Genomic DNA, 14,770 nt, shown 5'->3' on the forward strand with positions numbered 1-14,770 from the left:
GAACAAGACAGGGTACATGTCGGTCGTTGGTTGATTTCTAACTCGAGGAGAAGCGCAGTGACAATTCGCCGTCAAATGATCATCCGTTCGGTCGCCGTCGCGGCCGCGCTTGCGGCCGGGGCACCGGGCCTCGCGCTCGCGCAGGCCAAGCTCAAGGTGGCGGCGGTGTACACCGTGCCCTTCGAGCAGCAATGGGTCGGCCGCATCCACAAGGCGCTCAAGGCGGCCGAGGCGCGTGGCGAGATCGAGTACACGGCGACCGAGAACGTCGCCAATGCCGACTACGAGCGCGTCATGCGTGAGTACGCGACCGCCGGCAACCAGTTGATCCTCGGCGAGGTCTTCGGCGTCGAGGCGGCCGCGCGCAAGGTCGCCAAGGACTTCCCCAAGACCGCCTTCCTGATGGGTTCCTCGCTGAAGCCGCAGGCGCCGAATTTCTCGGTCTTCGACAACTACATCCAGGAGCCGGCCTACCTGTCGGGCATGGTCGCCGGCGGCATGACCAAGTCCAACAAGATCGGCATGGTCGGCGGCTTCCCGATCCCCGAGGTCAACCGGCTCATGAACGCCTTCATGGCCGGCGCGAAGGAAACCAACCCGAAGGTCGAGTTCAGCGTGAGCTTCATCAACAGCTGGTTCGATCCGCCGAAGGCCAAGGAAGCCGCCTTCGCGATGATCGACAAGGGCGCCGACGTGATGTATGCCGAGCGCTTCGGCGTCAGCGATGCGGCCAAGGAAAAGGGCAAGCTCGCGATCGGCAACGTGATCAACACGCAGGACAAGTACCCCGACACCGTGGTCGCCGCCGCGCTCTGGAACTTCGAGCCCTCGGCCGACCGCGCGATCAAGCTCGTCAAGGAAGGCAAGTTCGCGGCCGAGGACTACGGCCCCTACTCGATGATGAAGCACAAGGGCTCCGAGCTGGCGCCGCTGGGCACCTTCGAGAAGAAGGTGCCGGCCGAGATCGTCGCCAAGGTCAACGCCAAGCAGGCCGAGATCCTCGCAGGCAAGACCACCGTCAAAGTCGACGACAACCAACCGAAGTCGACCGCCAAGTGACGCTCGCTCGAAGACTGGGCGCGCTCGCGCTCGGCGCAGCGCTGGCGGGCTGCGCGGCGGTCGCACCCGACACGCATTCGGCAAGGCTCGACGAGACGCCCCGCATGGCGGTGGTCTCGGCCTTCCAGCCTGAACTCACGCTGCTGCAGTCGCGCCTGCAGAACCCGCGCAGGCACAGCGTCAACGGCGTCGAGTTCAGCACCGGGACGCTCGAGGGCCAGCCGGTGGTGCTGTTCCTCTCGGGCATCAGCATGACCAATGCGACGATGAACACGCAGCTCGTGATCGATCGCTTCAAGGTCACGCACGTGGTGTTCAGCGGCATCGCCGGCGGCGTCAATCCGCAGCTGCACATCGGCGATGTGACGGTGCCGGCGCAATGGGGCCAGTACCTCGAAGCGCTGATGGCGCGCGAGACGGCCCCGGGCAAGTACAGCGCGCCGGCCTGGATGAAGGACGCCACCCTGCCCGCCTTCGGCATGATGCATCCGCGGCCGGTCGAGGTTCGCTCGGCCGCCCAGCCGGGCATCACGAAGAAATTCTGGTTCGAGGCCGATCCGAAGATGCTGGAGGTGGCGCGGGCGATCCGCAGCGTCGAGCTGGCCGACTGCAATGCCGGCAAGTGCCTGAGCCGCAAGCCCCGCCTGGTGGTGGGCGGCAACGGCGTCTCGGGCCAGGCCTTCATGGACAACAAGGCCTTCCGCGAATACACCTTCAAGACCTTCGAGGCCAACGTCCTCGACATGGAAACCGCCGCCGTCGGCATGGTCGCCTACAGCAACGGCGTGCCCTATATCGCCTTCCGCTCGCTGAGCGATTTGGCGGGCGGCGGCGAGGGCGAGAACGAGATGGGCACCTTCATGGGCATCGCAGCCGACAACTCGGCCAAGGTGCTGCTCGCCTTCCTCTCGCGCTGGAAGTAGACCCGCTTGTCCACTGTTCTTGCGCTGCGCGGCATCACCAAGCGCTTCGGCACGCTGCTGGCCAACGACGCCATCTCGCTCGACCTCCAGGCCGGCGAGGTGCTCGCGCTGCTCGGCGAGAACGGGGCCGGCAAGTCGACGCTGATGTCGATCCTGTTCGGGCACTACGTGGCCGACGAAGGCCGCATCGAGGCTTTCGGCCGCCCGCTGGCAGCTGGCAACCCGAAGGCGGCGCTGGCCGCGGGCATCGGCATGGTGCATCAGCATTTCACGCTGGCAGACAACCTGAGCGTGCTCGACAACGTGCTCATCGGCACCGAGCCGCTGTGGCAGCCCTTCTCGCGCCGCCGCGCGGCGCGCGCCAAGCTGCTGGACGTGGCCCGGCGCTTCGGCCTCGCGGTGCAGCCGGAAGCGAAGGTCGCAGACCTGTCGGTCGGCGAGCGCCAGCGCGTCGAGATCCTCAAGGCGCTGTACCGCGATGCGCGCATCCTGATCCTCGACGAACCCACGGCCGTGCTCACGCCGCAGGAAAGCGAGGCGCTGTTCCACACCCTGTCGCAGATGGTGGCTGAAGGCCTGTCGATCATCTTCATCAGCCACAAGCTGGGCGAGGTCCTCAGGGTCTCGCACCGCGTCGCGGTCCTGCGCGGCGGTGCCCTGGTGGCCGAGGCGCGCACCGGCGACACGACGCAGGCGCAGCTGGCGCAATGGATGGTCGGCCATGCCATCGAACACACCTCGCGACGCCCGGCCGGCCAGGTCGGCGATGCGGTCTGCGTGCTCGACCATGTGCGCACCGCCGGCAGCGGGCACGACCGCCTGCGCGACGTGTCGCTGACGCTCAAGGCCGGCGAGATCACCGCCATCGCGGGGGTCTCGGGCAACGGCCAGGTCGCCCTGGCCGAGCTCCTGAGCGGCACGCGGCGCGCCATCGCGGGCACGGTCCGTCTGATGGGTCGCGACCTGCCGCCTTCGCCGGCCCGACTGGTCCAGCGCGGCGTCGCGCGGATCCCGGAAGACCGGCACGCGGTCGGCGTGGTGGGCGACCTGCCGGTGTGGGAGAACGCGGTGTCGGAGCGCCTGCGCAGCCGCGCCTTCTCGCGCTGGCTGTGGGTCCGGCGCGGCGCCGCCAAGGCCCACGCGAAAAGCGTGGAGAAGGCCTTCGACGTGCGCGGCGGGGGTCTCGACTCGCCGGCGCGTGCACTGTCCGGCGGCAACATGCAGAAACTGATCCTCGGCCGCGCGCTGCTGGCGCCCGCGTCGACCAGCGCGCCGAACAAGGTCGCGCGACTGATCGTCGCGCACCAGCCGACCTGGGGCCTGGACATCGGCGCGGTCGCGTATGTGCAGCAGCAGCTGATCACGGCGCGCGATGCCGGCGCCGCGGTCCTGCTGATCTCGGACGACCTCGACGAGGTGCTGACGCTCGGCGACCGGGTCGCTGTGATGCACGGCGGCCAGCTCGGCGAACCGCGCGCGGCCTCGGCCTGGACGCGCGAGGCGATCGGGCTCGCGATGGCAGGGGCACGGACATGAGGCTGGAGCGCCGCCACCAGGCCTCGCGCACGGCGCTGGCGATCGCGCCCTTCGGCGCGATCGCCTTCACCTTGCTGGTCAGCGCGCTGCTGGTGCTGTGGGCCGGCGCCCCGGTGGGCCGCACCTATGCCCTCCTGCTGCAGGGCGGCTTCGGTTCGGTGTTCGCCTGGAGCGAAACGCTGACCCGCGCCACTCCGCTGATCCTCACCGGGCTGGCCGCGACGGTGGCATTCAAGGCCAGGCTCTTCAACATCGGCGCCGAAGGCCAGCTCTACGCCGGCGCGCTGGCGGCGGTGGCCGTGGGCGGCCTGCATGGCGGCACCGGCTTCGAGCTCCCCATCTGGCTGCTGTTTCCGCTGATGATGCTGGCCGCCGCGATCGCGGGCGCGCTGCTGCTGCTGGGGCCGGCGCTGATGAAGAACCGGCTCGGCGTCGACGAGGTCGTGACCACGCTGCTGATCAACTTCATCGTGCTGCTGGGCGTCTCGGCCATGCTCGACGGGCCCATGAAGGACCCGACCGCGATGGGCTGGCCGCAGAGCGTGTCGCTGCAGTCGGAGCTCGAGCTCGGCCGGCTGATCGCGCAGACCCGCGTGCATACCGGGCTGGTCTGGGCCGCCGTGCTGTCGGTGCTGGTGTGGGCGCTCTTCAAGTACACCGTGATCGGCTTCGACATCCGCGCGGTCGGCGCCAATGCGCGCGCCGCTGCGTTCGCGGGCGTGCCGGTGACGCGAACCGTCGTGACGGTCGCGCTGCTCTCGGGCGCGCTGGCCGGCCTGGCCGGCGCGATCGAGGTGACGGGCCGCACCGGCTACGTCACGCTCGACCTGTCGCCCGGCTACGGCTACAGCGGGATCGTGATTGCGATGCTGGCCGGCCTGCATCCGCTCGGCGTGCTGGCGGCGGGCGTGTTCGTGGCCGGCGTGATGGTCGGCGCCGACACCATGAGCCGCGCCATCGGCGTGCCGACCTACATCGCCGACGTGATCGTCGCCGCCTCGCTGATCGCGGTGCTGGTGGCGACGCTGCTGACCCAGTACAAGGTCCGATGGAAATGAGCGCAGCGACGGGCCGCCCCGAGCAAGCTCGCACCCCCTTGGGGGGCCGCGAGGACACGGAGTGCCGAGCGTGGGGGCGCCAATGACGGACGTCGCCGAGATCCTGTCGAACGCGGCCTTCTGGGTCGCGGTGCTGCGCATCGCCACGCCGCTCATCTTCGGCACCCTGGGCGTGCTGCTGTGCGAACGCGCGGGCGTGCTGAACCTCGGCATCGAGGGCATCATGGTCGCCGGTGCCTTCACCGGCTGGCTCGCGGTCCATGCGGGCGCACCGCTGTGGGTCGGCGTCGGCGTCGCCGCGCTCACGGGGGCGGCGTTCGGCCTGCTGCACGCCTTCCTGACCGTGGGCCTGGCGCTGTCGCAGCACGTCTCGGGCCTGGGCATCACGCTGCTCGCGACCGCACTGAGCTACTACGGCTATCGCGTGAGCTTCCCGAAGGTCAGCACGCCGCCCACGGTCACGCCCTTCGCGCCGATGGAGTGGCTCCGGATCCCGGTGCTCGAGGCACAGACGCCGCTCACGCTGCTTGCCCTGCTGCTGGTGCCGCTGCTCGCCTATGGGCTCTACCGCACCCCCCTGGGCCTGGCGGTGCGCATGGTCGGCGAGAACCCGCAGGCGGCCGAGGGCCAGGGCGTGTCGGTCGCCGCGACCCGCACCGGAGCGATCGTCGCCGGCTCGGCGCTGATGGGCGTGGCGGGTTCCTTCCTCACGCTGTCGGCGTTCAATGCCTTCTTCTTCAACATGATCAACGGCCGCGGCTGGATCTGCGTGGCGCTGGTTGTGTTCGCTTCCTGGCGGCCCGGCAAGGCGCTGCTCGGCGCCCTGCTGTTCGCCTTCTTCGACGCCTTGCAGTTGCGGCTGCAGCAGTCGGGCGAGGCGCTGCTGCCCTACCAGATCTACCTGATGCTGCCCTACCTGCTGTCGATCCTCGCGCTGGTGCTGGTGGCGCGCCGGGCCGGCTACCCGCAGGCGCTCATGAAACCCTATCGCAAAGGAGAACGCTGATGCTCGACCTCCTCGTTCGCAACGCGGCCCTTCCCGATGGCCGCACCGGCATGTCGATCGCGGTCCAGGACGGCCGGATCGCCGAAGTCACGGCCGGGCTCGCCGCGCCCGCGAATGAAACGCTCGACGCCGACGGCCTGCTCGTCACGCCGCATTTCGTCGACCCGCACTTCCACATGGATGCGACCCTGAGCTACGGCCTGCCGCGCATCAACCAGAGCGGCACGCTGCTCGAAGGCATCGCGTTGTGGGGAGAACTCAAGCCGCTGCTCAAGGCCGAGGCCTTGATCGAGCGCGCGCTCGCCTACTGCGACTGGGCGGTGGCCAAGGGCCTGCTCGCGATCCGCAGCCACGTGGACACCAGCGACCCCAGCCTGCTCGCGGTCGACGCGCTGCTGGAGGTCAAGCGCCTCGTGGCGCCCTACCTCGACCTGCAGCTGGTCGCCTTTCCGCAGGACGGCGTGCTGCGCTCGCCCGGCGGCGTCGACAACCTGAAGCGCGCGCTCGACAAGGGCGTCGACGTGGTCGGCGGCATTCCGCATTTCGAGCGCACGATGGCCGACGGCGCGGCCAGCGTGAAGCTCCTGTGCGAGATCGCGGCCGAACGCGGCCTGGCGGTCGACATGCACTGCGACGAGTCGGACGATCCGCTGTCGCGCCACATCGAGACCCTGGCCTTCGAGGCCCAGCGCCTCGGGCTGCAGGGCCGGGTCACGGGTTCGCACTGCACCTCGATGCATTCGATGGACAACTACTACGTCAGCAAGCTGCTGCCGCTGATCGCCGAAAGCGGTGTCGCCGTGGTCTCGAACCCGCTCATCAACATCACGCTGCAAGGACGCCACGACAGCTACCCCAAGCGCCGCGGCATGACCCGCGTGCCCGAGCTGATGGCCGCCGGCGTCAATGTCGCCTTCGGCCACGACTGCGTGATGGACCCCTGGTACGGCATGGGCTCGGCCGACATGCTGGAGGTCGCGCACATGGGCCTGCACGTGGCACAGATGACCAGCCAGGACGGCATCCGCGCCTGCTTCGATGCCGTGACCGTCAACGCCGCCCAGGTGATGCGGCTCGATAGCCACGGGCTCGAAGCGGGCTGCGACGCCAGCTTCGTGCTGCTGCAGGCGCGCGATCCGGTGGAGGCGATCCGGCTGCGCGCGCCCCGGCTCAAGGTGTATCGCAAGGGGCGCCTGCTGGCGGAAACGCCACCCGCGACCGCGGCGCTGCACCTTCCCGGGCGCGGCGCCCAGACCCGCTGGATGCCGCCCCGCGCCTGAGCCGCTGCGCGCTCAGGCCAGCGGGCCCACCGCGCACCACATGTGCACCTTCGAAAGAAAGGCTCCGCCCAGCGCCACCGCGTAGGGCTCCACCCCGAACACCTGGAAGCCGCAGCGCGCGTAAATCGACTGCGCCGCCAGATTGCCCTCGGTCACGGTCAGCTGGACCAGCCTGACGCCGTCCCTGGCCGCGGCCTGCGCCAACGCCGCCTCGACCAACTGCCGACCGACGCCCCCCTGGCGCACGTCCGCGGCCACATACATGCCGAACAGGCTGGCCTTGTGCCGCGCCTTCTCGCGCGACTCGAACTCCAGCCCGGCGGCGCCCACCAGGCGTTCACCGTCGAAGGCGCCCAGCACGATCTGCCCGGCCGCGGGCGAAGCGTCCAGGCGGGCGATCCACCACGACAAGGGCAGCGCGGCGCGCTCGGTCGCGCTCGAGGTGAAGGCGTCCGGGTGCTGCGCATAGGCGGCCAGCATCAGCGCCCGGTACGGCACGGCATCGGCGGGCTCGAGTCGGCGGACGGTCACCGTTGAATGCCTCACACCGTCGGCGCGATGGCCTCGGCGTACTCGTACAGCGCGCCGAGAATCTCTTCTGCGCGTTCGTCGGCCGTCTCGGCCAGCGTGTCGATCTCGGCGAACAGTTCGTCGACGTTGCGCGCACCGCCCTCGCCCTCGAGCAGCCGCGCGACGCGGTGCGCCTCCCAGCGCCCGGCCTCCTCCTCGCTCAGCGTGTCGGCGAAGTTGCGCGCGCGGTAGCGGAACAGCAGCTCCTCGAGCCGAGGATCGTCGAAGCCGGTGCGCGCCCGCGCGAGCTCGGCCGGCGACAGGCCGCGCAGCTGATTCAGGCGCCGACGGTCGCCGTTGCCGACGAAGCCGCCGTACAGGTCCTCGTCGACGTCCGGCGTGCCTTCCCGAGGCCGCTCGTACACCTGCGGCCAGATCGCGCTCATGTCGGGCAATGCCGCGGCGATCGCGGCATGGCGCAGCGCCGCCTCGACGTCGATGCCCCAGCGCGCCGCCATCGCCGGCGCCAGCGTCTTCAGGTTGCCGACCACCATCGGTGACTTGTTCAGATGGATGCCCTTGAGCGGCAGCCTCAGCACGCCCTCGGGCAGGTCGGCGCTGCGCGTGAACAGCCGCAGCCGCAGCGTCTCGACATCGAGGTCGCGCAGCTCGCTGGGGTCATGGGCCAGATCCCAGGCCAGCAGCTCGTTCTTGTTGGTCGGATGGCTCGCCAGCGGCCACATGACGGCCAGGCAGCCGCGTTCGGCCGGGAACATGCCCGACACATGCAGGAAGGGCCGCGCGGTCTCGCGCGTCGTCGGCAAGCCGAGTTCGCTGGCCACGCGGTCCTTGCGGTGCAGGCCGAAGGCGAAGTCGAACAGCTTGGGCTGCTTCTCGCGGATCAGCCGGGCCAGCGCGATCGTGGCGCGCACGTCCGACAGCGCATCGTGCGCCGCCTCGTGCAGCAGTCCGTTGGCTCGCGCCAGATCCTCGAGCTTGAAGCTCTGGCTGCCGTCGGCCTTCTTCGGCCATTCGATGCCGTCAGGGCGCAGCGCGTAGGTGAGGCGCACGACGTCGAGCAGGTCCCAGCGGCCGCAGTCGTTCTGCCACTCGCGCGCATAGGGATCGATCAGGTTGCGCCAGAACATGAAGCGCGTCACCTCGTCGTCGAAGCGGATCGTGTTGTAGCCCACGCCGATGGTGCCGGGCTGCGAGAACGCCTGTTCGATCTGCGCCGCGAACGCATGCTCGGGCATGCCGCGCTCGAGGCACTGCTGCGGCGTGATGCCGGTGATCAGGCAGGCCTCCGGGCTTGGCAGGTAGTCCGGGGCCGGCTGGCAATAGATCATCAGCGGCTCGCCGATCTCGTTGAGTTCGGCGTCGGTGCGGACGGCGGCGAACTGCGACGGCCGGTCGCGGCGCGGCACGACGCCGAAGGTTTCGTAGTCGTGCCAGAGGAAGGTATGAGGGGCCATGGGTCAAAGCAAGGGGGAAAAGAGGCGAGCGATCGAGTCGCCCAGGCGGCGCGGGAAAGGCTGGCGCCGGTTGGCCCGCACCGGCGAGGCACTGCGCAGATCGGTTTCGAACTGGGCGATCAGGGGCTTCGCGAGCGTTGTGCCATAGATCACGGCGCAGACCTCGAAGTTGAGCCGGAAGCTGCGGTTGTCGAAATTCGCGGTGCCGATCATCGCGCAGTTGTCGTCGACCACCAGCGTCTTGGAGTGCAGCATTCGCGCCTTGTATTCCCAGACCTTGACGCCGGCCGCGATCAGTTCGTCGTAGTACGAGCGCGCCGCCGCGCTCACGATCAGCGAATCGCTGCGCCGCGGCACCAGCAGCCGCACGTCGACGCCGCGCAGGGCCGCGCTGGTGAGCGCCATCATGGCCGGCTCGCCCGGCACGAAATACGGCGTCGTGAGCCAGGCGCGGTACGACGACGACTGGATCGCCGCGAGGTGCATCCGATGGATGGCCTCGAGCGCGCTGTCGGGCCCGCTGGTGATGATCTGCACCGGGATCTCGCCGGCGGCCTCGTGCGGCGGCAGGCGCGGCAGCAGATGGAGCAGGTCCGAATTCGTCAGGCGGGGGTCCTCGCCGGTCGCGTAGGTCCAGTCCTCGAGGAAGGTGGTCTGCAGCCAGCGCACCGCGCTGCCTTCGAGGCGCAGGTGCACGTCATGGTAGGCATCGGCACGGGTGCGCGAATCTTCCGCGTCGGTGATGTTCACGCCGCCCGTGAAGCCCACGCGGCCATCGCAGACGACGATCTTGCGGTGGGTGCGGTAGTTGGTCACCGGGCGCAGGCGCCGGCCGATGCGGGTCTCATGGAACAGCGCGACATGGATGCCGGCCGCATGCATCGGCGCCATGAACGTGCGGCCGATCCGCTTGGAACCGAGCGCGTCGAGCAGCAGCCGCACCGTGACGCCCTGCTGCGCACGCTCGATCAGCAGGTCGCGCAGTGCGGTGCCGATCTGGTCGGGCTCGAAGATGTAGTACTCGAGGTGGACGTGGTCGCGCGCCTGGCGGATCGCTTCGAAGATCGCGTCGAAGGTGCGCGCGCCCCCCGAGAGCAGCTCGGCCGAGGTCGCGCTCGACACCGGCAGGCCGCAGGCCGCCAGCCCCAGCGCGGCCATCTGCCGCAGGGCGGGCGGCGCCTCTTTTCTCGCGTCGCGCAGCATCGCCACGTCGGCGGGAGCGAGCGCACCGGCCCGGCCGCGCAACCGCTTCAGGCGCTGCTTCTTGAGCCGCTGCGGACCGAGGAAGTAATAGATGAGGAAGCCCGCGAACGGCAGCAGCGCGAGCGACAGGATCCAGCTCATCGTCGACACCGGAGCGCGCTTCTGCATCACGATCCAGACGGAAAGCACTGCGATATAGCCGCTCCATGCAAGGGAGAGGCCGGTCTTCCATTCCTGGCTGAGCTCGGGGAGGATCAAGGCGAAAGGTGATGAGTAAAACGACAAAGGCCGGTAGCAATGCTACCGGCCTTCTGATCGGACGATTCCGCCAAGACGGCGGAAGATGCTCAACCTGTCGCCGCCTCTTCGGCTTCGGGCTTGGCCCGGCCTTCCTTCTTGGCCAGCGGCTGGATGTCGAGCTGCACTTCTTCCTTGTCGTCGAGGTCGACGGTCAGGCGGCCACCCTCCTGCAGGCGTCCGAACAGCAGCTCGTCGGCCAAGGCACGACGGATGGTGTCCTGGATCAGGCGCTGCATCGGGCGGGCCCCCATCAGCGGATCGAAGCCCTTCTTCGCCAGATGCTTGCGCAAGGTGTCGGTGAAGGTGACGTCGACCTTCTTCTCGGCCAGCTGGGTCTCGAGCTGCAGCAGGAACTTGTCCACCACGCGCAGGATGATCTGCTCGTCGAGCGCCTTGAAGCTCACGGTCGCGTCCAGGCGGTTGCGGAACTCCGGCGTGAACAGGCGCTTGATGTCGGCCATCTCGTCGCCCGCCTGGCGCGCGTTGGTGAAGCCGATGGTCGCCTTGTTCATGGTCTCGGCGCCCGCATTGGTGGTCATCACGATGATCACGTTGCGGAAGTCGGCCTTGCGTCCGTTGTTGTCCGTCAGGGTGCCGTGGTCCATGACCTGCAGCAGCACGTTGAAGATGTCCGGGTGCGCCTTCTCGATCTCGTCGAGCAGGAGCACCGCGTGCGGCTTCTTCGTGATGGCCTCGGTCAGGAGACCGCCCTGGTCGAAACCGACGTAGCCCGGAGGCGCGCCGATCAGCCGGCTCACCGCATGGCGCTCCATGTACTCCGACATGTCGAAGCGGATCAGCTCGATGCCCATGATGTAGGCGAGCTGCTTGGCCGCTTCGGTCTTGCCGACGCCCGTGGGGCCGCTGAACAGGAACGAGCCGATCGGCTTGTCTTCCCGGCCCAGGCCCGAACGCGCCATCTTGACGGCCGAAGCCAGCACCTCGAGCGCCTTGTCCTGGCCGAACACCACGCTCTTGAGGTCGCGCTCGATGGTCTGCAGCTTGCCGCGGTCGTCGTTCGAGACGTTGGCCGGGGGAATGCGCGCGATCTTGGCGACGATTTCCTCGACCTCGGTCTTGCTGATGGTCTTCTTGCGCTTGTTCGCGGGCAGGATGCGCTGGGCGGCACCGGCTTCATCGATCACGTCGATCGCCTTGTCGGGCAGATGACGGTCGTTGATGTACTTGGCGCTGAGCTCGGCGGCGGCCTGCAGCGCGGCCACGCCGTACTTCACGCCATGGTGTTCCTCGAAGCGCGACTTCAGGCCCTTGAGAATGTCGACCGTTTCCTGCACGGTCGGCTCGACCACGTCGACCTTCTGGAAGCGACGCGACAGGGCCGCATCCTTCTCGAAGATGCCGCGGTACTCGGTGAAGGTGGTCGCGCCGATGCACTTGAGCTGGCCGCTCGAGAGCGCCGGCTTGAGCAGGTTGGACGCGTCCAGCGTGCCGCCCGAGGCGGCGCCGGCACCGATCAGCGTGTGGATCTCGTCGATGAACAGGATCGCGTTCGGCTTGTCCTTGAGCGACTTCAGGACGCCCTTGAGCCGCTGTTCGAAGTCACCGCGGTACTTGGTGCCGGCCAGCAGCGCGCCCATGTCGAGCGAGTACACGTTCGATTCGGCCAGGATCTCCGGCACGTCGTTCTGCGTGATGCGCCAGGCCAGGCCCTCGGCGATCGCGGTCTTGCCGACGCCGGCCTCGCCCACTAGCAGCGGGTTGTTCTTGCGCCGGCGGCACAGGATCTGGATCACGCGCTCGACCTCGTACTCGCGGCCGATCAGCGGATCGATCTTGCCTTCCTTGGCGAGCTGGTTCAGGTTCTGCGTGAACTGCTCGAGCGGGGACGACTTCTCGTTCTTCTCGCCGCCACCGTCCTCACCTTCACCCGAGGAGGCGTCGCTGCTGCCCTTGGCGGCTTCCGGCGGATCGCTCTTCTTGATGCCGTGGGCGATGAAGTTCACGACGTCGAGGCGCGTCACGCCCTGCTGGTGCAGGTAGTAGACCGCGTGCGAGTCCTTCTCGCCGAAGATCGCCACCAGCACGTTGGCGCCGGTGACTTCCTTCTTGCCGTTGCCGGTGGACTGCACGTGCATGATGGCGCGCTGGATCACGCGCTGGAAACCCAGCGTCGGCTGGGTGTCGACATCGTCGGTACCCGCCACCTGGGGCGTGTTGTCCTTGATGAAGTTGGTGAGCGACGCCCGCAGGTCGTCGACGTTGGCCGAGCAGGCGCGCAGAACCTCTGCTGCGCTCGGGTTGTCCAGCAAAGCGAGCAGCAGGTGCTCCACCGTGATGAACTCGTGGCGCTGCTGCCTGGCTTCTACAAAAGCCATGTGCAGGCTGACTTCCAGTTCCTGGGCAATCATGTGATTTCCTTTTGCCTTGCTGTAAATAATTTGTCAGATGGGTTGGAGCGCGCCTAAATCAACAGGTTCACTCGACCGGTTCGCTGACGCATTGCAGTGGATGCCCGGCCTGGTGGGCCGCTTCCATCACCTGATTGACCTTGGTGGCCGCCATGTCGCGGGAATACACCCCGCAGACACCCCGGCCATCGAGGTGGATCTTGAGCATGATCTGGGTCGCGGTTTCCCGGTCCTTGTTGAAGAACTCCTGGATCACGACGATCACGAACTCCATCGGCGTGTAGTCGTCGTTGAGCATGACGACCTGGAACATCTGGGGCGGCGCGGTCTTCTGCGGTCGCCGCTCGAGCACGACCGCATCGCCATCGTCCCGCCTCGGCTTCACGGCCGGCGGCGTCTTGGGGGTCGAAGGGATTCTGGTAGCCATGAAATTCATTTTATAGAGCCGCCGCGGGTTGCACTCGCCGTTGTGGCACAACTGGTGGCGGGTTTGTGACATTCAAGTCGAATGCGGTCGGATCTGCGCCTCGGCCTCATGCAAGCAGCATGCCCCGGCGGCAAAACAACCGCTGGCCCAGGGCTTTTCCTGCCCAAGAAAAAGCCCCGGCACCTGTCGGCCCGGGGCTTGGGGGGTCGGGGCGTCCGTCACGGACGCGCCAGCGCCCTTTTTACATGTTGTCGATCATGACCTGGCCAAAGCCCGAGCAGCTGACCTGGGTGGCGCCCTCCATCAGCCGCGCGAAGTCGTAGGTGACCTTCTTGCTGGCGATCGACTTTTCCATCGAGCTGATGATCAGGTCGGCCGCTTCGGTCCAGCCCATATGGCGCAGCATCATTTCGGCCGAGAGGATCTCGGAACCCGGGTTCACGTAGTCCTTGCCGGCGTACTTGGGCGCGGTGCCGTGGGTGGCCTCGAACATCGCGACCGTGTCGCTGAGGTTGGCGCCGGGGGCGATGCCGATGCCGCCGACCTGGGCCGCCAGCGCGTCCGAAACGTAGTCGCCGTTCAGGTTGAGGGTCGCGATCACGCTGTATTCGGCCGGGCGCAGAAGAATCTGTTGCAGGAATGCATCAGCAATCGAATCCTTGACGGTGATTTCCTTGCCCGATTTCGGGCTCTTGAACTTCATCCAGGGCCCGCCGTCGACCAGTTCGGCGCCGAATTCCTTGGCCGCCAGGCCATAGGCCCAGTCGCGGAAACCGCCTTCGGTGAACTTCATGATGTTGCCCTTGTGCACGATCGTGACACTGGGCTTGTCGTTGTCGATCGCGTACTGGATCGCCTTGCGCACCAGGCGCTCGGTGCCTTCGCGCGACACCGGCTTGATGCCGATGCCGGAGGTGTTCGGGAAGCGGATCTTCTTGACGCCGAATTCGTCCTGCAGGATCTTGATGAGCTTCTTCGCCTTGTCGCTCTCGGCCTCGAATTCGATGCCGGCGTAGATGTCTTCCGAGTTCTCGCGGAAGATCACCATGTTGGTCTTGTGCGGCTCCTTGACCGGGCTGGGCACGCCGTCGAAATACTGGATCGGGCGCAGGCAGACGTAGAGGTCGAGTTCCTGACGCAGCGCGACGTTGAGCGAACGGATGCCGCCGCCCACCGGGGTGGTCAGCGGGCCCTTGATCGACACCACGTAGTCACGCACCGCGTGCAGCGTTTCCTCGGGCAGCCAGACATCCGGGCCATAGACCTTGGTCGACTTCTCGCCCGCGTAGACCTCCATCCAGTGGATCTTCTTCTTGCCGGCGTAGGCCTTGGCCACGGCCGCATCGACCACCTTGAGCATCACGGGCGTGATGTCCAGTCCGGTGCCGTCGCCCTCGATGAACGGGATGATCGGCTGATCCGGCACATTGAGCGAATTGTCGGCATTGACCGTGATCTTCTGGCCTGCGGCCGGGACTTTGATGTGCTGATAGCTGGACATGAGGACGAGGACTCCGGATGGGATGAAGACTGGAAGACTTGGAGATTCCAGCCGCCTGATTAGCTTTAGAATTTTAGACGCAACCGGAGGAGCCCGAGGGAACTGTCAACCATGGCCGTGTTG

At 67.6% G+C, this 14,770-nt stretch carries 12 protein-coding genes; 6 read left to right on the forward strand and 6 right to left on the reverse strand.

Annotated elements, in window-relative coordinates; translation table 11 throughout:
* Window positions 1-75: 75 nt before the first annotated feature.
* The 6 genes from AC1D2O_RS00800 (at window position 76) to AC1D2O_RS00825 (ending at window position 6,862) form a co-directional block, all read left to right on the forward strand.
* Window positions 76-1,059, forward strand: a complete 984-nt coding sequence (locus AC1D2O_RS00800; RefSeq protein ID WP_478156078.1) for a BMP family protein — start codon at window positions 76-78, stop codon at window positions 1,057-1,059.
* Window positions 1,056-1,982 (forward strand): 5'-methylthioadenosine/S-adenosylhomocysteine nucleosidase, encoded by a 927-nt coding sequence (locus tag AC1D2O_RS00805; RefSeq protein ID WP_478155965.1) that lies wholly within the window; start codon window positions 1,056-1,058, stop codon window positions 1,980-1,982. The genes AC1D2O_RS00800 and AC1D2O_RS00805 overlap by 4 nt, the downstream gene beginning before the upstream one ends.
* A gap of 6 nt (window positions 1,983-1,988) precedes the next feature.
* Complete coding sequence (locus AC1D2O_RS00810; protein ID WP_478155967.1) at window positions 1,989-3,518, forward strand: ABC transporter ATP-binding protein; 1,530 nt, start codon at window positions 1,989-1,991, stop codon at window positions 3,516-3,518.
* Window positions 3,515-4,576: an ABC transporter permease gene (locus tag AC1D2O_RS00815; protein ID WP_478089070.1), complete on the forward strand. Its 1,062-nt coding sequence runs from the start codon at window positions 3,515-3,517 to the stop codon at window positions 4,574-4,576. Before AC1D2O_RS00810 ends, AC1D2O_RS00815 begins: the two co-directional genes overlap by 4 nt.
* A gap of 82 nt (window positions 4,577-4,658) precedes the next feature.
* Window positions 4,659-5,582 (forward strand): ABC transporter permease, encoded by a 924-nt coding sequence (locus AC1D2O_RS00820; RefSeq protein ID WP_478089069.1) that lies wholly within the window; start codon window positions 4,659-4,661, stop codon window positions 5,580-5,582.
* On the forward strand, window positions 5,582-6,862 hold the full coding sequence (locus AC1D2O_RS00825; RefSeq protein ID WP_478089068.1) for an amidohydrolase family protein: 1,281 nt from the start codon (window positions 5,582-5,584) through the stop codon (window positions 6,860-6,862). Before AC1D2O_RS00820 ends, AC1D2O_RS00825 begins: the two co-directional genes overlap by 1 nt.
* Before the next feature lie 12 nt (window positions 6,863-6,874).
* On the opposite strand, the gene AC1D2O_RS00830 is transcribed toward AC1D2O_RS00825, so the two are convergent.
* The 6 genes from AC1D2O_RS00830 to icd all read right to left on the reverse strand — a co-directional run bounded on the left by AC1D2O_RS00830 (window position 6,875) and on the right by icd (window position 14,647).
* A complete protein-coding gene (locus AC1D2O_RS00830) occupies window positions 6,875-7,393 on the reverse strand; it encodes an N-acetyltransferase family protein (RefSeq protein WP_478089067.1) in 519 nt (172 codons plus the stop codon).
* A gap of 11 nt (window positions 7,394-7,404) precedes the next feature.
* Window positions 7,405-8,847, reverse strand: a complete 1,443-nt coding sequence (gene sbcB, locus AC1D2O_RS00835) for an exodeoxyribonuclease I (protein WP_478089066.1) — start codon at window positions 8,845-8,847, stop codon at window positions 7,405-7,407.
* 3 nt (window positions 8,848-8,850) lie between these two features.
* Window positions 8,851-10,308 carry a cardiolipin synthase gene (gene cls, locus AC1D2O_RS00840; RefSeq protein ID WP_478155969.1) on the reverse strand — a complete coding sequence of 486 codons (1,458 nt, stop codon included), beginning with the start codon at window positions 10,306-10,308 and terminating at the stop codon, window positions 8,851-8,853.
* A gap of 89 nt (window positions 10,309-10,397) precedes the next feature.
* On the reverse strand, window positions 10,398-12,719 hold the full coding sequence (gene clpA / locus AC1D2O_RS00845; protein WP_478089064.1) for an ATP-dependent Clp protease ATP-binding subunit ClpA: 2,322 nt from the start codon (window positions 12,717-12,719) through the stop codon (window positions 10,398-10,400).
* Window positions 12,720-12,786: 67 nt separating this feature from the next.
* Entirely contained in the window at window positions 12,787-13,146 is a 360-nt protein-coding gene (gene clpS / locus AC1D2O_RS00850; protein WP_158724591.1) for an ATP-dependent Clp protease adapter ClpS, read from the reverse strand.
* Window positions 13,147-13,387: 241 nt separating this feature from the next.
* On the reverse strand, window positions 13,388-14,647 hold the full coding sequence (gene icd / locus AC1D2O_RS00855) for an NADP-dependent isocitrate dehydrogenase (RefSeq protein WP_478089063.1): 1,260 nt from the start codon (window positions 14,645-14,647) through the stop codon (window positions 13,388-13,390).
* Between the last annotated feature and the right edge of the window lie 123 nt (window positions 14,648-14,770).

It is taken from the genome of Variovorax sp. P1_G12, from assembly GCF_056405555.1.